The sequence below is a fragment of the Micromonospora sp. S-DT3-3-22 genome (genome assembly GCF_015354745.1).
Lineage (GTDB): Bacteria > Actinomycetota > Actinomycetes > Mycobacteriales > Micromonosporaceae > Micromonospora > Micromonospora wenchangensis.
The window spans coordinates 1-21,836 of sequence record NZ_JACGMO010000131.1 but is presented as its reverse complement, the minus strand read 5'-3'; the positions used below and the strand labels follow the sequence as shown (position 1 = coordinate 21,836).

At 71.1% G+C, this 21,836-nt stretch carries 18 protein-coding genes; 6 read left to right on the top strand and 12 right to left on the bottom strand.

The window, feature by feature from the left end:
- The first annotated feature begins 369 nt into the window (after positions 1–369).
- Positions 370–627: a hypothetical protein gene (locus tag H1A17_RS28375; protein WP_145921668.1), complete on the top strand. Its 258-nt coding sequence runs from the start codon at positions 370–372 to the stop codon at positions 625–627.
- 69 nt (positions 628–696) lie between these two features.
- On the opposite strand, the gene sucD is transcribed toward H1A17_RS28375, so the two are convergent.
- The 3 genes from sucD to H1A17_RS28360 all read right to left on the bottom strand — a co-directional run bounded on the left by sucD (position 697) and on the right by H1A17_RS28360 (position 3,673).
- Positions 697–1,584 carry a succinate--CoA ligase subunit alpha gene (sucD, locus tag H1A17_RS28370; RefSeq protein ID WP_145921669.1) on the bottom strand — a complete coding sequence of 296 codons (888 nt, stop codon included), beginning with the start codon at positions 1,582–1,584 and terminating at the stop codon, positions 697–699.
- A gap of 2 nt (positions 1,585–1,586) precedes the next feature.
- The gene (gene sucC / locus H1A17_RS28365) at positions 1,587–2,765 is read right to left on the bottom strand and encodes an ADP-forming succinate--CoA ligase subunit beta (protein WP_145921670.1); all 1,179 of its coding nucleotides are present in this window, start codon (positions 2,763–2,765) and stop codon (positions 1,587–1,589) included.
- A gap of 503 nt (positions 2,766–3,268) precedes the next feature.
- Entirely contained in the window at positions 3,269–3,673 is a 405-nt protein-coding gene (locus tag H1A17_RS28360; RefSeq protein ID WP_088645808.1) for a cobalamin B12-binding domain-containing protein, read from the bottom strand.
- Between the two features lie 385 nt (positions 3,674–4,058).
- Between H1A17_RS28360 and H1A17_RS28355 the strand changes: the two genes are divergently transcribed.
- Positions 4,059–4,775 (top strand): M23 family metallopeptidase, encoded by a 717-nt coding sequence (locus H1A17_RS28355; RefSeq protein WP_145921671.1) that lies wholly within the window; start codon positions 4,059–4,061, stop codon positions 4,773–4,775.
- A 265-nt stretch (positions 4,776–5,040) separates the two neighbouring features.
- A complete protein-coding gene (locus H1A17_RS28350; RefSeq protein WP_194823315.1) occupies positions 5,041–5,883 on the top strand; it encodes a M23 family metallopeptidase in 843 nt (280 codons plus the stop codon).
- Positions 5,884–5,941: 58 nt separating this feature from the next.
- On the opposite strand, the gene pcrA is transcribed toward H1A17_RS28350, so the two are convergent.
- Positions 5,942–8,344: a DNA helicase PcrA gene (gene pcrA / locus H1A17_RS28345; RefSeq protein WP_145921672.1), complete on the bottom strand. Its 2,403-nt coding sequence runs from the start codon at positions 8,342–8,344 to the stop codon at positions 5,942–5,944.
- Between the two features lie 213 nt (positions 8,345–8,557).
- On the opposite strand from pcrA, the gene H1A17_RS28340 reads away from it, so the two are divergent.
- Both H1A17_RS28340 and H1A17_RS28335 read left to right on the top strand, forming a co-directional pair.
- Positions 8,558–10,408, top strand: coding sequence for a bifunctional UDP-sugar hydrolase/5'-nucleotidase (locus tag H1A17_RS28340; protein WP_145921673.1), 1,851 nt, complete (start codon positions 8,558–8,560; stop codon positions 10,406–10,408).
- 267 nt (positions 10,409–10,675) lie between these two features.
- Entirely contained in the window at positions 10,676–11,029 is a 354-nt protein-coding gene (locus tag H1A17_RS28335; RefSeq protein WP_145921674.1) for a chorismate mutase, read from the top strand.
- A 143-nt stretch (positions 11,030–11,172) separates the two neighbouring features.
- Here H1A17_RS28335 and H1A17_RS28330 read toward each other — a convergent pair whose 3' ends face one another.
- The 8 genes from H1A17_RS28330 to H1A17_RS28295 form a co-directional block, all read right to left on the bottom strand.
- On the bottom strand, positions 11,173–12,186 hold the full coding sequence (locus tag H1A17_RS28330) for an ABC transporter ATP-binding protein (RefSeq protein WP_145921675.1): 1,014 nt from the start codon (positions 12,184–12,186) through the stop codon (positions 11,173–11,175).
- Positions 12,179–13,207, bottom strand: coding sequence for an ABC transporter ATP-binding protein (locus H1A17_RS28325; RefSeq protein ID WP_194823317.1), 1,029 nt, complete (start codon positions 13,205–13,207; stop codon positions 12,179–12,181). Before H1A17_RS28325 ends, H1A17_RS28330 begins: the two co-directional genes overlap by 8 nt.
- A gap of 26 nt (positions 13,208–13,233) precedes the next feature.
- On the bottom strand, positions 13,234–14,205 hold the full coding sequence (locus H1A17_RS28320; RefSeq protein ID WP_145921676.1) for an ABC transporter permease: 972 nt from the start codon (positions 14,203–14,205) through the stop codon (positions 13,234–13,236).
- A 75-nt stretch (positions 14,206–14,280) separates the two neighbouring features.
- A complete protein-coding gene (locus H1A17_RS28315; protein WP_088645799.1) occupies positions 14,281–15,207 on the bottom strand; it encodes an ABC transporter permease in 927 nt (308 codons plus the stop codon).
- Between the two features lie 155 nt (positions 15,208–15,362).
- Positions 15,363–17,003 (bottom strand): ABC transporter substrate-binding protein, encoded by a 1,641-nt coding sequence (locus H1A17_RS28310; protein ID WP_145921677.1) that lies wholly within the window; start codon positions 17,001–17,003, stop codon positions 15,363–15,365.
- 690 nt (positions 17,004–17,693) lie between these two features.
- Positions 17,694–18,887 carry a thioester domain-containing protein gene (locus H1A17_RS28305; RefSeq protein WP_228544386.1) on the bottom strand — a complete coding sequence of 398 codons (1,194 nt, stop codon included), beginning with the start codon at positions 18,885–18,887 and terminating at the stop codon, positions 17,694–17,696.
- A gap of 168 nt (positions 18,888–19,055) precedes the next feature.
- Positions 19,056–19,742: a response regulator transcription factor gene (locus H1A17_RS28300; RefSeq protein WP_145921679.1), complete on the bottom strand. Its 687-nt coding sequence runs from the start codon at positions 19,740–19,742 to the stop codon at positions 19,056–19,058.
- Position 19,743: 1 nt separating this feature from the next.
- Positions 19,744–21,012, bottom strand: coding sequence for an ATP-binding protein (locus tag H1A17_RS28295; RefSeq protein ID WP_145921680.1), 1,269 nt, complete (start codon positions 21,010–21,012; stop codon positions 19,744–19,746).
- A gap of 169 nt (positions 21,013–21,181) precedes the next feature.
- On the opposite strand from H1A17_RS28295, the gene H1A17_RS28290 reads away from it, so the two are divergent.
- A partial coding sequence (locus H1A17_RS28290; protein WP_194823314.1) for a PspC domain-containing protein occupies positions 21,182–21,836 on the top strand: 655 nt, incomplete at its 3' end.

Here is a 21,836-nt window from a genome sequence, read left to right as displayed (position 1 = left end):
GCCGCCCGGGGCCGGCGAGTTCCGTGATCCACCGTCGTGGGGGTTTTTTAATGTTTCGGCGACGAGCGGGGTCGACACTCTTGCCCTGCCCGACGCTCTTCGGATGTGCCGGCGGGGTGCGGGCACCCGGGCGCCACCGGCACGGCCGGGCGGCCTGCCGCCGGTGCGGGCACCGCTGGGACGGCGGGGCTGATCAGGGGTGGTCGAGGACATCGGCTCTACTCTGGCATGCCGCGCCGGTGGTGGCTGCCCGTCGGGGCCGCCCGGGGCCGGCGAGTTCCGTGATCCACCGTCGTGGGGGCCCGATCCGGTTTAGCCTCGGCGCAGGGACGCGACCCAAGTCGCGGCACCGATCGCCCGGAGGAAGCCGTGAACGCTCCGTACCCACCGCCACCGGCCGCGGCCGGGCGGGACCGCACCACGCTCTGGGGGGTGCTCGGCATCGTCCTCGGCCTGATCTGCTGCGGCATCCTGGGCATCGTCTTCGGCTACCTGTCGATCCGCGACGCCAAGCGGTACGGCCAGTCGCCGGTCCTCGGCTACCTGGCCATCGCGTTCGGCGTGATCAACATCATCGGCACCGCGATCTGGCGGGCCAGCGGGACGTACCCGCTCTGGAACAACTGAGGGGGCCGACCGTCTCCGGTCGACCCCCTCGGTCGGTGCGTCGTTCGCTCGGGCGCTGCGGCCCACGGCTCAGCGGCCGGACATCAGCTCCCGCATCAGCTTGGCGGTCTCGGTCGGGGTCTTGCCGACCTTGACGCCGACCGCCTCCAGGGCCTGCTGCTTGGCCTCGGCGGTGCCGGCCGAACCGGAGATGATCGCGCCGGCGTGCCCCATGGTCTTGCCGGGGGGCGCGGTGAAGCCGGCGATGTAGCCGACCACCGGCTTGGTGACGTTGTCCTTGATGAACTCGGCGGCCCGCTCCTCGGCGTCGCCGCCGATCTCGCCGATCATCACGATGGCGTCGGTCTCCGGGTCGGCCTCGAACGCGGCGAGCGCGTCGATGTGGGTGGTCCCGATGATCGGGTCACCGCCGATGCCGACGCAGGTGGAGAAGCCGATGTCCCGCAGCTCGTACATCATCTGGTAGGTCAGCGTGCCGCTCTTGCTGACCAGGCCGATCCGGCCGGAGCCGGTGATGTCGGCCGGGATGATGCCGGCGTTGGACGCACCCGGCGAGGCGATGCCGGGGCAGTTGGGCCCGATGATCCGGGTCTGCCCGCCCTTGGCCACGTTGTACGCCCAGAACGAGGCGGTGTCGTGCACCGGCACGCCCTCGGTGATCACCACGGCGAGCGGGATCTGCGCGTCGATCGCCTCGACCACCGCGCCCTTGGTGAACTGCGGCGGTACGAAGATCACCGTGACGTCCGCCCCGGTCTCCCGCATCGCGTCCGCCACGGAGGCGAAGACCGGCAGTTCGGTGCCGTCGAAGTCGACGGTGGTGCCGGCCTTGCGCGGGTTCACCCCGCCGACCACGGTGGTGCCGGCGGCGAGCATCCGCCGGGTGTGCTTGGAACCCTCGGAGCCGGTCATCCCCTGCACGATGACCTTGGACTCCTTGGTCAGCCAGATCGCCATCGTCAGACCCCCGCAGCAGCCAGCTCGGCGGCCCGCTCGGCCGCGCCGTCCATGGTGTCGACCCGCTGCACCAGCGGGTTCCCGGCGCCGTCGAGGATCGCCCGACCGGCCTCCGCGTTGTTGCCGTCGAGCCGGACCACGAGCGGCTTGGTGACCTTCTCGCCGCGCTCCTCCAGCAGGGCCAACGCCTGGATGATGCCGTTGGCGACCTCGTCGCAGGCGGTGATGCCGCCGAAGACGTTGACGAAGACGCTGCGCACCGACGGGTCGGAGAGCACGATCTCCAGGCCGTTGGCCATCACGGCCGCGCTCGCGCCGCCGCCGATGTCGAGGAAGTTGGCGGGCTTGACGTTGCCGTGCCGCTCGCCCGCGTAGGCCACCACGTCGAGGGTGGACATGACCAGACCCGCGCCGTTGCCGATGATGCCGACCTCGCCGTCGAGCTTGACGTAGTTGAGGTCCTTCTCCTTGGCGGCCTGCTCCAGCGGGTCCACCGCGGCCTGGTCGACCAGGGCCTCGTGGTCCGGGTGCCGGAAGCCGGCGTTCTCGTCCAGGGTGACCTTGGCGTCGAGCAGCAGCAGCGTGCCGTCGCCGGTCTTGGCCAGCGGGTTCACCTCGACCAGGGTGGCGTCCTCGGCGACGAACGCCTTCCACAGCCCCACCGCGACGGCGACGACCTGGTCGGCGACCTCGGCCGGGAAGCCGGCCGCGTCGACGATCTCCCGGGCCTTCGCCTCGTCCACGCCCTCGACCGCGTCGATCGGGGCCTTGACCACCTTGTCGGGGGTCTCGGCGGCGACCTGCTCGATGTCCATGCCGCCGGCGACGCTGGCGATGCAGAGGAAGGTGCGGTTCGCCCGGTCGAGCAGGTAGGAGAAGTAGTACTCCTCGGCCACGTCCGCGGTCACCGTGATCATGACCTTGTGGACGGTGTGCCCCTTGATGTCCATGCCGAGGATGTCGGTGGCCCTGGCCACCGTCTCGTCGGTGCCCTCGGCCAGCTTGACGCCGCCGGCCTTGCCTCGGCCGCCGACCTTCACCTGCGCCTTGACGACCACCCGACCGCCGAGGCGTTCGGCGATCGCGCGGGCCTCCTCCGGGGTCGTGGCGACGCCGCCGGCGAGCACGGGCAAGCCGTGCCGCTCGAACAGGTCCCGCCCCTGGTACTCGTACAGGTCCACGATTGCGCGTCCCGTCCCGTCTCCGCGGCGCGCCGTCGCGCCGCCGCCAGCGTTGTGGAAACTCCGTTGACGCCTGTCATCAGTTGAAACAGGCCATTGGCCGCAGCCTAGCGAGGTGGGCACCGGCGGCAACCGAGCGGGTGCGCGGTGTGCGGTAATGCACAGCGCGCCGTCGGCGACTCGCCGGTGACACAAATCGGTCCACAGGTTGTCCCACGTAACGCGTAACCCCACCGTACGGGCGTCGTTGAGTCTGATGTCGGAGCGCTGATCAGCGCGAAGACGGGAGCGGCCGATGCCCTGTCGGTCGAGGGGTGGCGGCGGGGCATCGTGCATAGAAGGGCCGGGCGTGTGAGGGGTGCGTCCGGCCCTTCACCCTGCCCGGATCCGGAAGCCCTCCCCAACCGGCCGCCGCCGGGGTCACCGCACGACGGGACGGCGGCGGCCCGGAAACCGGTCCACCACCGTCGGCGTACGGGCGGGTGCGGGGCACCCGGAGGTCGTCAGGCGACCGGCTGGGCCACGTTGGCGCGGACCCACTCGACGATCGACTGGGTGGTCGCGCCGGGCGTGAAGATCTTCTTGACGCCGATCTCCACCAGCTCGGGGATGTCGGCGTCGGGGATGATGCCGCCGCCGAAGACGACCACGTCCCGCGCGTCCCGCTCGGCGAGCAGCTCCAGCACCCGGCGGAAGAGCGTCATGTGCGCGCCGGAGAGCACCGACAGGCCGACCGCGTCGGCGTCCTCCTGGATGGCGGTCTCGACGATCTGCTCCGGGGTCTGGTGCAGGCCGGTGTAGATGACCTCCATGCCCGCGTCACGCAGGGCACGCGCCACCACCTTGGCGCCCCGGTCGTGGCCGTCGAGGCCTGGCTTCGCGACGACTACCCGGATACGAGAGTTCATCAGCGCACACCCTTCACGGCTCCGCGGCTACCAGCTGAACGAACGGTAACCCGGCCCACCGGGGGTGGAGAACCCGGGCCGGACCCCTACCGTCCCGGCCCGCCCCCAGGAAGCCGGACGCCTCCGCCGATCGGTCACTGTGCGCGACGAACGGGCAGGAAGGGGGACAGCCGTCCGGCGTCTGCAGCTATGACAATGAGGGACGGAAAGGGACAGAACGAATCGCCGATTCGGGGGTCACGCTTGTGACCGGAGCGGCGGAGGGCTAACGTGTCCACGGTTGTCATCAGGTCCACGGACGGGTGATGACGCGATCAACGATCGTCGGGGCGGCTGCACCGATCGGTCGGAGGTTGCATCGGATCCCCGACAACGGAGGGTGTGCGTGCGCCAGCGCCTGTCGTCTGAGCCCGATAGATATCGCGGCCGTCGCCGCGTACCCACCCCCCCGCGGAGCCGCTACGCGGCGGTCGTGACCACCGCGTTCGTCGGCGCCGGGATCGTCGCGCTCGGCGCGGGGGCGATGCCGGACGCCAAGAGCGTCAGCCCGTCGGTCCTCGACGAGCTGCGGCAGGCCTCGATCACCAGCCAGGACGCGGCCGCCCGTGCCGACGCCGCCGACCGGGCCACCCGCAGCGACGCCCGGGACAGCCAGCCGGGCGTCAGCGAGCAGGACCCGTGGCTGCTGCCCATGCAGGGCTACGACTTCAACTCCCCGTACGGCATGCGCTGGGGCAAGCTGCACACCGGCATCGACCTGGTCGCGCCGGAGGGCACTCCCTACGTGGCCATCCACTCCGGCACGGTCACCAAGGCCGGCTGGTTCGGCGGCTACGGCTACGCGGTGATCGTGCAGCACGCCGACGGCAGCGAGGCCATCTACGGCCACTCCTCGGCGGTGAGCGTGCACGAGGGCCAGCAGGTGAAGGCGGGCGACCAGCTCGGCCTGGTCGGCAACACCGGCCACTCCTACGGCGCGCACCTGCACCTGGAGGTCCATGTCAAGGGCCAGCCCCTCGACCCGGTGCCGTGGCTCCAGGAGCGCGGAGTGGACATCAAGCTACAGGTCGAGGCGTACTACACCGAGGCAGCCGCTTCCTGACGCTCGGTAACGCCTGTTCACCGCCCGGATCTACGGATCCGGGCGGTTTTTCGTGCGGCCAAGTCTGCTGCGTCACACTCCGCAGTGTGACCGAGGGCACGCCCGGGTCACGCCGCGCAACGGGTCAGACGCCACCCCGACGGGACATAGCCGGTCAGGCGGCCGGGCGGCGTCGGCTACCGGCCGGTACCCGTACCCGCCCCGGCGCACGTCGGCACCCAGGATGGTCCGGGTCCGAAACCCCCTGAGTAGTTGAAGGTCCACCGTGCAGGAAGACAACAACCGCCCGGACGACGGCAGCACCCGCGACCACAGCACCGCCCCCACCAGCCCCGGCGCACGCCTCTCGGCCGCCGTCGTCCGGCACCGGCGGCGTCACCCGCGTGGCGTACGCGTCCTGGCCGTCGGCACCGTCGCGCTGGTCGGCCTCGGCCTGGCCGGGGTCGCCACGGCCACCCTGAACCGGGACGACGCCCCCGAACCGGCGGCCGTCGCGCTCGACGCCCGGGAGCGGGCCGAGGCCGCCGCCCGCGCCGACCGGTCCGCCCGCGAGTCGGCCGCCCCGGCCAGCCCCACCGCCGTGCCGACCCCCACCAGCGCCAGCCCCACCCCGACGGCCACGGCGACCCGGAAGGCCGCCGCGAAGCCGAAGGTCACCGCGAAGCCGAAGGTCACCGCCAGGAAGACGACCACGCCGAAGCCGAAGCCGTCCTGGGTGATCCCGATGGCCGGGGCCACGATCACCTCCTGCTACGGCCCACGAGGGGGTGCCCTGCACGCCGGCATCGACTTCGCCCTGCCGGCCGGCACCCCGATCCACGCCGCCGCAGCCGGCACCGTGGTCAAGGCCGGCGACGTCGGCGACGGCTACGGCATCTCGGTCTTCATCGACCACGGCAACGGCTACCTGACCCACTACGCCCACCAGAGCAGCGTGAAGGTCGCCGTCGGGGACCGGGTCGGCGTCGGCGAGGTGATCGGCTACGAGGGCTCCACCGGCGACTCCACCGGCCCCCACCTGCACTTCGAGGTGCACCAGGGGCAGATGTGGAACCAGATCGACCCGGCGCCGTTCCTGCGCGCCCGGGGCATCGACGTGGCCTGCTGAGCCGTACCGTCGACGGGCCCGGCCCGGCAGCACGCCGGACCGGGCCCGTCGACGTCGGTCAGAGCTTGTCGAGCGGGGCGTGCCGCAGCACCAGCCACATGGTCTGGTCGCCGAAGTCGATCTGCGCGCGGGCGCTCGGCCCGTGGCCCTCGACCGCGAGCACCCGCCCCAGGCCGTAGCGCTGGTGGTTGACCCGGTCGCCGGCCGACACCTTCGGCCCCTGCGGCAGCTCGCTGGCGGTGGCCAGCCGGCTGGCGTCCACCCCGAGCCGTTTCGCCAGCTCCGCCGCCCTCGGGGTGCCCCCGGTGAAGCCGCCACGCCCGCCGGGCGCGCGGTCCGCGCGACCGCCGACGCCGCCGCCCCCACCGGCCCACGAGGTGTACGTCCCCTCGGTGCGCTCCCAGCGGACCAGCTCCGGCGGCAACTCCTCCAGGAACCGCGACGGCGGGTTGTACGACGGCTGCCCCCAGGCCGAACGGGTGACCGCCCGGGACAGGTAGAGCCGCTGCCGGGCCCGGGTGATGCCCACGTACGCCAGCCGCCGCTCCTCCTCCAGCTCCCGGGTGTCGCCCAGCGACCGCAGGTGGGGGAAGACGCCGTCCTCCAGACCGGTCAGGAACACCACCGGGAACTCCAGGCCCTTGGCGGTGTGCAGGGTCATGAGCGTCACGACACCCTGATGGTCGGGGTCGTCGGAGGGGATCTGGTCGGCGTCGGCGACCAGCGCCACCTGCTCCAGGAAACCGGCCAGGGTGGCCCGCTCGTCGTCGGCGCCCAGCGCCTCGATCCGCTCGGTGTACTCCCGGGCGACGCTGACCAGTTCCTGGAGGTTGTCGACCCGGCCGGCGTCCTGCGGGTCGAGACTCTCCTCCAGCTCGGTCAGGTAGCCCGACCGGGTCAGCAGCGCCTCCAGCACCTCCTCCGGGGTGCCCTCCTCGGCCAGCTCGCGCGCGCCGTCGAGCAGCGCGACGAACTCGCCGATCGCGTTGGCGGCCCGGGTGGAGATGCCCGGCGCGTCCCGGGCCCGGCGCAGCGCCGCTCCGAAGGAGATCCGCTCCCGGCTGGACAGCGCCTCGACGCACGCCTCGGCCCGGTCGCCGATGCCCCGGCGCGGGGTGTTCAGCACCCGACGGAGGCTGACCGTGTCGTCGTCGTTGACCACCGCGCGCAGGTAGGCCAGCGCGTCGCGGACCTCCTTGCGCTCGTAGAAGCGCACCCCGCCGACCACCTTGTAGGGCAGGCCGACCCGGATGAACACCTCCTCGAAGACCCGGGACTGGGCGTTGGTGCGGTAGAAGACGGCGACGTCGCCGGGGCGGGTCTCCCCCGCGTCGACCAGCCGGTCGACCTCCCGGCCCACCCAGTCGGCCTCGGCGTGCTCGGTGTCGGCGACGTACCCGACGATCTGCTCACCCGCCCCGGCGTCGCTCCACAGCCGCTTGGGCTTGCGGGAGGTGTTCCGGTCGATCACCGCGTTGGCGGCGTTGAGGATGGTCTGGGTGGAACGGTAGTTCTGCTCCAGCAGGATCGTCCGGGCGTCGGTGAAGTCCCGCTCGAACTCCAGGATGTTGCGGATCGTGGCGCCCCGGAACGCGTAGATCGACTGGTCGGCGTCGCCGACCACGCACAGCTCGGCCGGCGCGACCCCCTCGGTGCCGGCGACCAGCTCCTTGATCAGGGTGTACTGCGCGTGGTTGGTGTCCTGGTACTCGTCGACCAGGACGTGCCGGAACCGGCGACGGTAGCTCTCGGCGACGTGCGGGTGCGACTGGAGCAGGTGCACCGTCGTCATGATCAGGTCGTCGAAGTCCAGCGCGTGCGCCTCCCGCAGCCGCCGCTGGTAGAGCGTGTACGCCTCGGCCAGGGCCCGCTCGTTGGGCCCCTTGGCCCGGCCGGCGAACTCCTCCGGGTCGACCAGCTCGTTCTTCAGGTTGGACACCTGGGCGGCCAGCCCCCGGGCCGGGTAGCGCTTCGGGTCGAGATCCAGCTCCCGGGCGACCAACTGCATCAACCGGCGGGAGTCGTCGGCGTCGTAGATGGAGAAGGTCGACTTCAGGCCGGCGTGCTCGTGCTCGGCCCGCAGGATGCGCACGCAGGCGGAGTGGAACGTCGACACCCACATCAGCCGGGCGCGCGGGCCGACCAGGTGGGCGACCCGCTCCTTCATCTCACCGGCGGCCTTGTTGGTGAAGGTGATCGCGATGATCTCGCCGGGGTGGACGTCCCGCGCGGCGAGCAGGTAGGCGATCCGGTGGGTGAGCACCCGGGTCTTGCCGGACCCGGCCCCGGCCACGATCAGCAGTGGCGAGCCGGAATGGGTGACCGCGTCCCGTTGGGGGCCGTTCAGGCCCTCCACCAGGGCCTGCGGGTCGAGGCGGTGGGCGGGGCCGGGCCGGCGCGGCGGAACCGACGCGGGCTCGGGCGCGGGCGGGGACGCGGGGATGTCGAAGAGAGGATGCATCGCACGGCGAGTCTATGCCGTCGGGCCGACACTTCCCGCCCGCGCACGCCCGGAACGGACGTGCCCGCCATCGCCCGAACGACGGGGCCGGCGACCGGTCCGGACTGAGACGAACCTGTCACGGTGGCCCCACTGGCATCTTCCGCCCCGAGGCGCGACGATGACCCGGGAAATCCCCGCCTGCTCCCCCGTAGACGACTTGGGAGAACAACCATGAGTCAACCGCGCTCGCGCGGTCGGGCCGTGCTGCGTCACCTCGCCGCGCCGGCCCTCGCCCTGGCCGTCGTGGCCAGCCTGCCCATCACCGGCCGCGCCACCACGCCGCCGGCCGACGCCGCCCCCGGGGCCGGCCTCGCCCCGGTCGCCGTCTCGTACGCCACCGCGACGGGTGGCGAGGTCAAGGGCCAGTTCCTCAGCTACAACGACTTCCACGGCGCGATCGACCCGCCCGGCGGCAGCGGCGCCACCGTCAACGGCACCCCCGCCGGCGGGGTGGAGTACCTCGCCACCTGGCTGAAGAAGCTGCGGGCCGAGGCGAAGGCCGAGGGCCGGGTCACCACCACCGTCGGCGCCGGCGACCTGATCGGAGCCACCCCGCTGGTCAGCGCCGCGTTCCACGACGAGCCCACCATCGAGCTGATGGACCAGGTCGGCCTCGACGTCAGCTCGGTCGGCAACCACGAGTTCGACGAGGGCGTCAAGGAGCTGCTCCGGATCAACAAGGGCGGCTGCCACCCGGTCGACGGCTGCCAGGACGGCGACGGCTTCGCCGGGGCGAAGTTCACCTACCTCGCCGCCAACACCATCAACAAGAAGACCAAGCTGCCGATCCTGCCCCCGATCGACGTGAAGTTCGTCGGCGGCGTGCCGGTCGGCTTCGTCGGGGTCACCCTGGAGGGCACCCCGGGCATCGTCAACCCGGCCGGCATCAAGGACGTCACCTTCACCGACGAGGTGCAGACCGCCAACAAGTGGGGCGGTCTGCTCAAGCTGTTCGGCGTCAAGGCGATGGTGCTGCTGGTGCACGAGGGTGGCGCGCAGTCCGCGCCGCCGGCCACCCCGGGCGTCTCCGACTGCGCCAACTTCTCCGGCCCGATCGTCGACATCGTCAAGGGCCTGCGGCCGGAGTTCGGCGTGGTGGTCTCCGGGCACACCCACCGCTTCTACTCCTGCTCGCTGCCGAACTCCTCGGGCAAGCCGAGCGTGGTCACCAGCGCCGGCAACAACGGCCAGCTGGTCACCGACATCGACTACTCGCTGAACCGGCGTACCGGCCGGTTCAGCGCCATCACCGCGAAGAACGTGATCGTGGAGAATGGTGTCCGCAACGCCGACGGCAGCTGGCAGCAGACCGGCGGGGTGTTCGCCAAGAACCCGGCGCTGGTCGACGCGGGCGCGAAGGCGCTGGCCGACAAGTACCGCACGGCGGTCGCCCCGATCGCCAACCGGGTGGTCGGGAAGATCAGCGCCGACATCGTCCGGGACGCCCGGCCCAACGGGGAGAGCCCGCTGGGTGACGTCATCGCCGACGCGCAGCTGGCGTACACGAAGGGCGACGGGGCGCAGCTCGCGCTGATGAACCCGGGCGGCGTCCGGGCCTCCCTGTCGTACGGGGCGTCGGCCGGTGGCGAGGCGCCGGGCGAGGTGACCTACGGCGAGGCGTTCACCGTGCAGCCGTTCAACAACCTGGTGGTCACCCAGACGTTCACCGGCGCGCAGCTCAAGAACGTGCTGGAGCAGCAGTTCGTCGGTTTCAAGGGGCAGACCACCCAGCGCATCCTCCAGCCGTCGGCCGGGCTGACCTACTCGTACGACAGCACCGCGCCGGCCGGCTCGCGGGTCAGCGCGCTGGCCCTGAACGGCACCCCGGTCGACCCGGCGGCCAGCTTCCGGGTCACCACGAACGACTTCCTCGCCAACGGCGGGGACGGGTTCACCGAGCTGGCGGGCGGCACCGGCCGGACCACCGCCCCCGGCTTCGACGTGGACGCCCTGGTGGCCTACCTGGGTGCCGGCGCGCCGGTCGCCCCCACGGCGGCGGACCGCATCACCCGGCTGGGCTGACCGGCGGGAAGGGCCCCTCGTCGGCGCGTCCGCGCGGCGACGGGCGGGCCCTTCCCTCGGCCGTCCGGGTGCTTGCGCGGCCGGTCACCGGTCGGCATACTCGACGACGTGATCGAGCGGCGGTTCTTCTTTTACTACGGCACCGGGAGTCCGGCAGCCGTGGGTCGCGCCTGATCGACAGACCTACGAAAGCCCCGGGCTCGGAGAGCCCGGGGCTTTTTCGTCCCGGGATCCGAACACCGGGCCCGAGACCCGAGGGGTACGACGATGATGACTGACGTGGTGGAGTCCAGCGGTGGCCCCGCGCGGCACGACGATCCGGCCGGGGCGGACCCGACCGGGGCCGCGGCCGCCCGTACCGGCACCGGCGACACGGTGGCGGCCGAGCGGATCGTGGCGATCAGGGAACGGATCGACGAGATCGACCGTACGCTGATTGCCCTCTGGCAGGAGCGGGCGGCGCTGTCCCAGGAGGTCGGGGCGACCCGGATGGCCTCCGGGGGCACCCGGCTGGTGCTCTCCCGGGAGCGGGAGATCCTGGAGCGTTTCCGCAGCGAGCTGGGGGCCGACGGCACCCAGCTGGCGCTGCTGCTGCTGCGGGCCGGGCGCGGGCCGCTGTAACGGCGACCCGGCGGGCGTGGGGCGCCGTAGCGGCACCCGGGTGGACGCGGGCCGCTGTTAGGGGCGCCGGGGGCGTGGGCCGTGGTGGAACGACGAACCGCCTGCCGCCGTCGGGTGGACGGTGGCAGGCGGCCCGGGTGGTGTCACGCCTCGTGCGTGGCGACGATCTCCCGCTTCTCGGCGAAGTGGCAGGCGCTCGGGTGGTCCGAGCCCGACCGGATCTCCAGCAGCGGCGGCTGCTCGGCGCAGACGTCCTGCGCCTTCCAGCACCGGGTCCGGAACCGGCAGCCCGACGGCGGGCTGATCGGCGACGGCACGTCGCCGGTGAGCCGGATGATCGCCTTGTTCTCCCGCAGCGTCGGGTCCGGCACCGGCACCGCCGACAGCAGCGCCTGGGTGTACGGGTGGGTCGGCCGCTCGTAGATCTCGTCCTCGGTGCCGATCTCCACGATCTTGCCGAGGTACATCACCGCGACCCGGTCGGAGAGGTGCCGGACCACCGACAGGTCGTGCGCGATGAACACGTACGACAGGCCCAGCTCGTTCTGGAGCTTCTCCAGCAGGTTCATCACCTGGGCCTGGATCGAGACGTCCAGGGCGGAGACCGGCTCGTCGCAGACGATCACCTCGGGGCGCAGGGCGAGCGCGCGGGCGATGCCGATCCGCTGCCGCTGGCCGCCGGAGAACTGGTGCGGGTACCGGTTGATGTGCTCCGGGTTGAGGCCGACCAGGTCGAGCAGTTCCTTGACCTTGTCCCGGCGGCTGCCCCGCGGCGCGACCTCCGGGTGGATCTCGAACGGCTCGCCGATCAGGTCACCGACGGTCATCCGGGGGTTCAGCGAGGTGTACGGGTCCTGCATCACCAGCTGGATCTGCCGGCGCAGCCGCCGCAGCGCGCCACCGGAGAGCTTGGCGATGTCCTGGCCCTTGTAGTGCACCGTGCCGGCGGTCGGCTTCTCCAGGTTCATCAGCACCCGGCTCAGCGTCGACTTGCCGCAGCCCGACTCACCGACCACGCCCAGCGTCTCGCCCGCCTTCAGGTCGAACGAGACGCCGTCGACGGCCTTGACCTGGCCGATGGTCTTCTTGAACACGATGCCCCGGGTGACCGGGTAGTGCTTGACCAGGTCACGGACTTCGATGATGTTGTCAGTCACGGTTCACCAGCTCCTCGGCGAAGTGGCAGGCGCTGGCCCGACCGGTGCCGATCTGCAACAGCGGGGGGACGGTCTCCCGGCACACCGGCTGCGCCATCGGGCAGCGCGGGTTGAACGGGCAGCCCGGCGGGATGTTCATCAGGTTCGGCGGGAGGCCCTTGATGGTGCGGAGCTGCTGCCCCTTCTCGTCCAGCCGGGGGATCGAGTTGAGCAGGCCGAGGGTGTACGGGTGCGCCGGCTTGGCGTACAGGTCGTAGACGTCGGCTTCCTCGACGATCCGGCCGGCGTACATGACCGCGATCCGGTCCGCGACGTCGGCGACCACGCCGAGGTCGTGGGTGATCAGGATCATGCCCATCCGGCGTTCCCGCTGGAGTTCGCCGAGCAGGTCCATGATCTGGGCCTGCACGGTCACGTCCAGCGCGGTGGTCGGCTCGTCGGCGATCAGCACCTCGGGGTCGAGCGCCAGCGACATCGCGATCATCGCGCGCTGCCGCATGCCGCCGGAGAACTGGTGCGGGAAGTTGCTGAACCGGCCCTTGGCGTTCGGGATCTTGACCTGGTCGAGCATCTCGATCGCGCGCTTCTTGGCGTCGGAACGGCTCATCCCGCGTCGGATGCGGAACTGCTCGGCGATCTGGAACCCGACGGTGAAGACCGGGTTCAGCGCGGAGAGCGAGTCCTGGAAGATCATCGCGATGCCCTCGCCACGGATGCGGCGACGTTCCTCGGCGGACATGGTGAGCATGTCCTTGCCGTGGAAGCGGACCTGACCGCCGGTGACGAAGCCGGGCGGCATGTCCAGGATGCCCATGATGGTCTGCGCGGTGACGCTCTTACCGGAGCCGGACTCGCCGAGCACGGCGAGGGTCTCCCCCGCGTCGACGTGGTAAGTCACTCCGTTGATGACCTTGGCGACGCCGTCCCGGGTGCGGAACTCCACCCGCAGGTCGTCGACCTCGAGCAGCCGACCGGAGGGGCGGCCGGATCCGTCGGCACCGGGCGCGGACTGCTCGGACACGAGAATGTCGGACAACTCAGTCTCCCCTATCGGAGCTTCGGGTCGAGGGCCTCGCGGACCGCCTCGCCGAGCATGACGAAGCTCAGCACGGCGGTGACGAGGAACGCGGAGGGGAAGAAGAGCAGGAAGGGCGAGACCCGGAGATAGTTCTGCGCTTCATTGATCATGATGCCCCAGGAGACCACCGGGCTCTGCAGGCCGATGCCCAGGAAGGAGAGGGTGGCCTCGGCGCCGATGAAGGAGCCGATCATGATCGTCCCGTAGACCAGCAGCGGCGCCAGGCAGTTCGGCAGCAGGTGCTTGAAGATGATCCGACCGGTGCTGGCACCCATCGCCCGGGCGGCCACGATGTAGTCGGCCTCCTTCGTGGCGAGCACCGAGGACCGCATCAGCCGCATGACCACCGGCCAGCTCAGCAGCACCAGCGAGCCGATCACCAGGAACTTGATCTCCCACTCGCTGTTGTTGGAGCCGGCACCGTTGAAGGTGGTCAGGATGACGATCGCGCCGAGCACGAACGGCAGGCCGAAGAAGATGTCGGTGACCCGGGAGAGCAGGCCGTCGATCCAGCCGCCCTTGTAACCGGCGATGACGCCGATCGTCCCACCGATCAGCAGGGTGCCGATCGTGGAGAGCAGCGAGACCACGATCGAGGCGTTGGCCCCGTAGATCACCCGGGCGTAGACGTCGCGGCCCTGCACGTCGTAGCCGAACCAGGCGTCGGACGACGGCTCGACCCGGCTGCGGGCCAGCACACCGTCGGTCGGGTTGCCGGAGGTGAACAGCGACGGGAAGGTCGACATCACCACGAAGAGCACGATGAAGACGGCGGAGATCCAGAACAGCGGCTTGCGACGCAGGTCGAGCCAGGCGTCACCGAGCAGGCTGCGCGGCTTCTCCTTCTTGTCCGCCGGGCCGGCGGGGGCCGGGGAGCTTGCCTCGGTCAACTGCTCGGGACGGGGCGTGCTCACGATCGAAGCGGCACTCGGGTCGCTCATGCCTGCACCTCGCTGCGCTCGGCGCCGGCCTGGTTGCCCGCGCACACTGCAATGACGGTTCGTTCGCTGCTGCGCTCACTCATAGCGGATCCTCGGGTCCAACGCGGCGTAGAGCAGGTCCACGAGCAGATTCATCACCAGGTAGACGAGCACCAGCACGACCACGATGGAGACAACGGTAGCGCTCTCCTTGGTGACGATCGCCCGCAGCACGGTGCGGCCGATGCCGTTGATGCCGAAGATGCCCTCGGTGATGATCGCGCCACCCATCAGGGCGCCGAGGTCGGTGCCGAGCAGGGTCACCACCGGGATCAGCGAGTTGCGCAGCAGGTGGATACCGACCACCCGGCGCATCGGCAGCCCCTTGGCGATCGCGGTACGCACGTAGTCGGCCCGGCGGTTCTCCGCGATGCTGGTACGCGACACCCGGGCGATGTACGCCATCGACGCGCTGCCCAGCACGAAGCCCGGTAGGAGCAGTTCGGAGATCCGCATCTCGTTGGAGACGGTCGGCTTGACGATGCCCAGCTTCACACCGAAGAACCACTGGAGCACGAAGCCGACCACGAAGACCGGCAGCGCGATCAGGAAGAGCGTGGAGACGAGGACCAGGTTGTCCAGGAAGCCGTTGCGGCGCAGGCCGGTGAGCACACCGGCGGTGAGGCCGATGACACCCTCGATGATCAGGGCCACCAGGGCCAGCTTGAGGGTGTTCGGGTAGGCGGTGGAGATGATCTCGCCGACGTCGCGCCCCGACCAGGTGGTCCCGAAGTCGCCTTGCAGGAGGTTCTTCATGTAGGTGGCGTACTGCACGAACCAGGGCTGATCCAGCTGGAACTTCTCGGTCATCATGGCCCGGTAGTTGTCCGGGCAGCCACGGTCACCGCACTTGCCGGCGAACGGGTCCCCGGGGACCTTCCACACCAGCAGGTAGATCATCAGCGTCGTCCCGATGAACACCGGGACGAGTTGGAGCAGCCGTCTCACCAGATAACGGCCCATGGGGTGGTCCTCCTGACAAGGGGTGTGCCGGGGGCGGGGGTGCGGCCGACACGGGTGGCGACAACGTGGCGAGGGATGGGGTGCACCCACTCGCGGAACGGCCCCGGGTCGGGCTCACCGGTAGGCGAGCCCGACCCGGGGTCAGACCGTTCGGATCAGAGCTCGACGGAGGTGATGTCGAGCTCGCCGACGTTGGTCAGCTCCATCTTCTTGATCTTCTCGGAGTGACCGGACTGCTGGCCACCGAAGTAGATCGGCATCGACGGAACGTCCTGGTCGATCTTCTCGACCGCCTTGGCGAACAGCTCGTGCGAGGCCTCCAGGCTCGGGGCGGAGCTGGCCTGCTTGGCCAGGGCGTCCACCTCGGGGTTGCTGTAGAGACCGTCGTTCGAGGAGCCACCGGTCACGTAGAGCGGGTTGACCCAGTTCTCGACGTCCGGGTAGTCCTGCTGCCAACCGGCGCGGTAGGCGCCGTCCATCTTGTGGGCGTTGATGTTCTGCCGGAAGACCGCGAAGGTCGGCACACCGACGGCGACCGCGTCGATACCCAGGTTGGTCTTGATCTGCTGGGCGACGGCCTCCATCCAGTCCTTGTGGCTGGCGTCGGCGTTGTAGTACATCTTCAGCTGCCCGGTGAAGCCACCGGCCTCGGTCAGCAGGGTCTTGGCCTGGGCCACGTCGAAGGCGCACGCGGTGCAGTTGCCCGGCTTGGCACCCGGGGTCAGCGGGTTGGCCCAGCTGTCGGCCGGCTTGCGGTTACCGAAGAAGATCTTGTCGGTGATCTCCTGCCGGTTGATCGACAGCGAGATCGCCTTGCGCAGCTTGGCGTTCTGGAAGCGCTTGTCGTAGATCGGGAACGCGATGATGCCGGTGGACGGCGTGGTCGACGGGATCGCCCGGTCGGCCAGGTCGGCCTTCCACTTGTCGCCGGCCAGCGAGGAGACCGGAACCTGCTGCTGGAAGTCCAGGTTGTTGGAGACCAGGTCGTTGTAGGCCGCCGTGTCGTCCTGGTAGATCTTGACGGTGACGTCCTTGATCTTCATCTTGTCGCGCAGGTTGTAGTCGTCGAACCGCGTCAGCTTGATCGCGACGTTGTTCTCCCACGAGACGAAGCTGACCGGGCCGTTACCGATCGGCTTCTTGCCGAAGGCCTCGGCGCCCTGCGAGAAGAAGGCGTCCGGCAGCGGCATGAAGGTGCTGTAGCCGAGCTTGGTCGGGAACACGGCGGTCGGCGCGGCGAGCGTGACCTCGAAGTTCCAGTCGTCGACGACCTTGAGGCCGGACATCTCCTTGGCCTTGGGCTCGGGGGCCTTCTTCGGGCCGTCGCCGTCCGGGTCGGAGGTGTTGACGTCGGCGAAGCCGGCGATGTCGGCGAAGAAGCTGGCGTTCTGCGCGCCGTTCGGCGAGTACGCGCCCCAGTTCCAGGCGTCCACGAAGTTCTTGGCCTTGACGACGGTGCCGTCGTGGAACTTCGTGTTCTGCTTGATCTTGATCTTGTAGACCTTGGAGTCGCTGGTCTCGATCGACTCGGCCAGCGCGTTCTGCGGCGCGCCACCGTTGTTCGGGTACTCGACCAGGCCGGTCCAGAGCCAGTCGATGATCTTGCCGCCACCGGTCTCGGTGGTGTTCGCCGGAACCAGGGGGTTCTCCGGCTCGGTGCCGTCGACGACGATGGCACCGTCCGAGCTGCTGGCGCTGCCGCCTTCGTCGTCGTTGCCGCTGGAGCAGCCGGACGCGATGAGCGCGAACGCCGCACCCATCGCGATGGCGCCGCTCGCCCGCTTCGAGACTCTCATTCCGAGGGGCCTCCTCTTTCTAACCTGGTTCCGTCGTGGGTTTCACGCACGTTGGGGGGTGACACCGCACGGCGATCCTGTGTTGCGGATCACCGGTTACCGCAGAGAAATCGGGACACCCCAGGGGGACCGATCCGCCGGGCCACCGCACTCCCGCACTCGGCTCCCGGGCAGGCTCGACGACCACGATCCGCGCCATGGGCAGCGGTGACGTGGTCGGTCGGGACACACGGGTGCCTCACGTCAGGGGTGAGGTGCTGCCACTGTGACACCCACCGGCCCATTACGTGAAGGTGCCGTTATCAAGCCGTTAGTTGCCCGCCATGTTGCCGATACTTGAGAAAAGATCATGAGATGCCCTGGTCGTACCGCTCTGAGCAGGAAAGACAGCAAGTCTGCCCCACCAGGTGGTGACCGGCGGGTAGCAAGTGTGAGCTTTCCCGCCGTCCGGTCGAGGCGGTTCGACGTCCACCGAGAGTTGGCCGATTTCGACCATCCGGATGATGGTGCCTTCCGCCGGGCGGAGGCAAGTCCCGCCCGGCCGGCCGACGACACCGGCGCAGGTCCGCGCCGGCTCGTCCGGACGCCGCCACCACGTGCCGCACGTCGTCCCACCGGGGCCGGACCGGCCCGGCCGAGACGGGCCGGCCCCGGCACCGTTGCGGTGCCGGGGCCGGAGGTACCCGTACCTCAGACGGTGAAGCGGATCCGGCGACGGCGGACCAGCAGCACGGCCACCGCGCCGAACGCGAGCAGGGCCATCCCGGCCAGGGCGGCCAGCGCGATCGGCGACCCGGTCAGCGGCAGCCCACCGCCGTTGCTGGCCGGCGAGGTCGACGGAGCAGGGCTGGCCGGCGGCGACGAGGACTCCGCCGGGGTCGACGGCGACGGGGACGCCGCCGAGGGCGACGGGGACGGCGTCGGCGACCCGGACGGCGAGGCCGACGGCGACGGCGAGGCCGGGGCGGCGGCGAAGGTCGCCGCCGCGTCGGCGGTGACCGAGGTGCCGGTGCTGCCACCCAGGATCAGCTTCTGCTTGGCGTTCTTGCCGCCGGAGAAGAGGAAGACCCGCCCGAACGAGACCGAGTCCGGGGCGGAGACGGTCACCGTGACCCGGCCGGCGGCGGTGGCGGTCAGCCAGAACCGGCCGCCGTTGGTGGTCGTGTCGACCGGACGCCCCTCGGCGTCGACGGCGCTGCCGCCCTCGACCTTCAGCGCGATCTCCCCGGCCGGTCCGTGCACGGTGAACGGCCCGGCCCGCCCGCCGGTGGTCGCGGTGGCCGAGGCCGGGTCCAGGCTCAGCTCGGCCTTCGGCTCCGGCTGGTCGGTGGCGTTGCGCACCAGGTAGTCGTGCACCCGCCGGATCACGTCGTACTCGGCGGCGGCGGTCAGCCCCCGCTCCCAGTCACCCAGGGTGATGCCGTCGCTGAAATGCCAGACGGCCGTCTGGGTGCCGAAGTAGAGCAGCGCGTCACGCCGCGAGTCGGGCAGCCCGGCGGGCAGGCTCGCCCCGGCCGCCGCGAGCAGCTTCGCCCGGTCGGCGTTCGGGTAGCCGTGGGTGAGCACCCACTGCACCCGGCCGAGGTTCTTCACCTCCGACTCGTCCCAGCTGCCCTCGGCGTACTCGCCGTTGCGGGCCACCGGGGTGTGGAAGTCGATGCAGAAGACCGGCACGGTGCCGTCCTTCAGCTCCAGGGCCAGCGCCGAGGTCTTCTGCGCCCGACCGTCCAGCTTCAGCGTGACGCTGGTGCCCGGCACCGCCCGCGCCACGCCCTTCGTCGCCGGCTCGGCGGCGGCCGGACCGGCTGCGGCGAGCACCAGCGCGCCACCGGTGACGAGCGCCGTGGCGATACCCGCCCAGCGTCGTCCTCGTTCTCCGAACATCAGTTCCGTGCACCTCTCCCCAGGGGTGGGCCCGCTACCGGCGGGCCTGCGTGCGTCGCCGTCCCGCGGGGTCGTGACACCACCCGCACGCGCGAAGGCGACGGGGCATTATGCGACACGAATTGATCTCTTGTCAGCCCTGGGGTGATGCTCCCGGAATGGGAGGTGTCAGACGAGTCGTCGGTCCGCCGCCCAGCGGGACAACTCGTACCGGTTGGACATCTGGAGCTTGCGCAGCACGTTCGACACGTGCGTCTCGACCGTCTTGATCGAGATGAACAGCTCCTTGGCGATCTCCTTGTACGCGTACCCCCGGGCGAGCAGGCGCAGCACCTCGCGCTCCCGGTTGGTGAGCTGGTCCAGCTCGGGGTCGGCCACCGGGGCGTCCGGCCGGGCCGCGAAGGCGTCCAGCACGAACCCGGCCAGCCGGGGGCTGAACACGGCGTCCCCGTCGGCCACCCGGCGGATCGCGTCGGTCAGCTCGTCCGGGGAGATGGTCTTGGTCACGTAGCCCCGGGCACCCGCCCGGATCAGCCCGATCACGTCCTCGGCGGCGTCGGACACGCTCAACGCGAGGAACTTCACCTGCGGGTGGCTGCGGCGCATCGCGTCCAGCACCGCCCGTCCCCCGCCGTCGGGCATGTGGACGTCGAGCAGCACCACGTCCGGCCCGGTGGCGGCGATCCGGACGACCGCCTCGGCCACCGTGCTCGCCTCCCCCACCACCTCGACGTGCGCCCCCAGCTCGGCCCGGACCCCGGCCCGGAACATGGCATGGTCGTCGACCAGGAAGACCTTCAACCGTTGCGCCCGGTCCGGCGTGCCCGTCCCCGGTTCCATCGACTGTTCCGCCATCTCAGCTGTCCCTTTCCGCCGTGGAGCCGGTGCCGGTGATCGGCAGCATCAACCGGACCTCCGTCCCCTCCCCGGGCTCGGAACGGATCTCCGCCCGGCCACCGTGCCGCTTCATCCGCCCGATGATCGACCCTCGGACCCCGTGCCGGTGATCCTCCACGGTATCCGGGTCGAAACCCTTGCCCCGGTCCCGGACGAAGACGCTCACCTGCTCCGGCTCGACCTCGGCATAGAGCGACACCGTCTGCACCCCGGCGTGCCGGGCCGCGTTGACCAGCGCCTCCCGGGCAGCCGCCACCAGCGCGCCCACCCGTTCGTCGGTCTGCCGGTCGCCCACCACCACCGCCTCGACGGTGATCGCGAAGGTGTCCTCCACCTCGGCGGCGGCCTGCTCCAGCGCCGCCGCGAGCCGCTCGGTCGGCGAGGCGGTCGGCTTGTAGAGCCAGTTGCGCAACGACCGCTCCTGGCCCCGGGCGAGGCGCTGCACCGTCTTGACGTCGCTGGCGTTGCGCTGGATCAGGGCGAGGGTGTGCAGCACCTGGTCGTGCACCATGGCGGCCAGCTCGGCACGCTCCTGCTCGCGGATACGCCCCTCCCGTTCCGAGCGGAGCTGGTTCCACGTGCGCCACAGCACCGGCGCGGCGACCACCCCGACGCCGACCAGCCCGACCAGCGCGAAGATCACGCCGTTGACCACCGCGTCGAGGTTCTGCACCGGGGAGTAGACCGCCGCCACGCCGATGATGCCCACGGCGACCAGCACCGCGCCGCCGGCGAAGCGGAGCACGAGGGCCCGCCGGTCGGTCTCCTCCACCACCGCGCCGAGCCACGGCACCGGCATCGACCCGCTCCACTGCCGACGACGTTCCGGCGCGGACTGGTGCCAGATCACCCCGGCACCGACCGCGATGATCGCCACCAGCCAGCCGGCGGTGCCCGCCGCGCCGACCGAGTCGAAGAGCATCACCTGGACCAGCAGCACACCGAGGCCGATCGCCACGAACGGCAGGAGCTGCCCGGGGTCGCGCCGGGGCGGCGTGGCGGTGTCACCCGGTCGCAGCGGCACCACCGCCCAGAACGCCGCGTACAGCAGCAGGCCCAGGCCGCTGAGCCCGAGCAGCACCATGAACGCGACGCGGACCCGCAGCACCGAGATGCCGAGGTGGTCGGCGATGCCGGCGGCCACCCCGGCGGCCAACCGGTGCTCGGGCGCCCGGTAGAGGCGGGGTGGCGGCGGGGTCACGACGCTGATCGGAGGCTCCCTGGTCACGGTGGGTGGTGAACGGACACCGAAGCGGTACGGTGCCGCTCCGATCGTCACACGCGGGGGACGTCGCCGACCACGGGGACGCCCCCGACATCCGCCCGCCGGGATCTCAGGGTGGGGTCAGGGTCGGTTCCGGAGGCAACCCGGCCCGCCGACGGCGCAGGATCGAGTCATGACCGAGGACCCCGCCCTGCCGCCGTACCCTCCGGTGGCCGCACCGGGTGGTACGCCGCCGCCCGGTCCCGCCGCCGGGCCGGACCCCACGGCGCCCGCGTCGCCCACGGGGGGCGACGACGCGCCGCCACCGCCCGGTGGCTATCCCCCGCCGTCCGGCGCGGCCAGCTTCACCTCCCGGTACGGCCTGGTCCGGCCCCGCGACGGCCGTTACCTCGCCGGGGTCTGCGCGGCGATCGGCCGGGCCACCAACACCGACCCGGTGCTGTGGCGGGTGCTGCTCGCCGTGCTCGGGTTCTTCGGCGGGGTGGGCATCCTGGTCTACGTGGCCGCCTGGTTGATCATCCCGGGTGAGGGCGACAGCGCCTCCCCGCTGGAGTCGATGCTCGGGCGGGGCCGGTCGAGCATGTCCCCGATCACCGTGATCGTGCTGACCATCCTGGTCGCGGTCAGCTTCGGCTACATCGTCACCGACGCGTTCCGGGCGGTGCTGCTGGGCGCGGCGATCCTGATCGGTGGCGCGCTGCTGCTCAACCGGGACGGCCGGTCCGGCCTCGCCGGTCCGGCACCCGCGCCGGCCGGGCCGCCCGGACCGGTGCCCCCGGTCGGTTACCCGGCGCCCGCGCCGTTCACCCCGCCCGCACCCGCCGTGA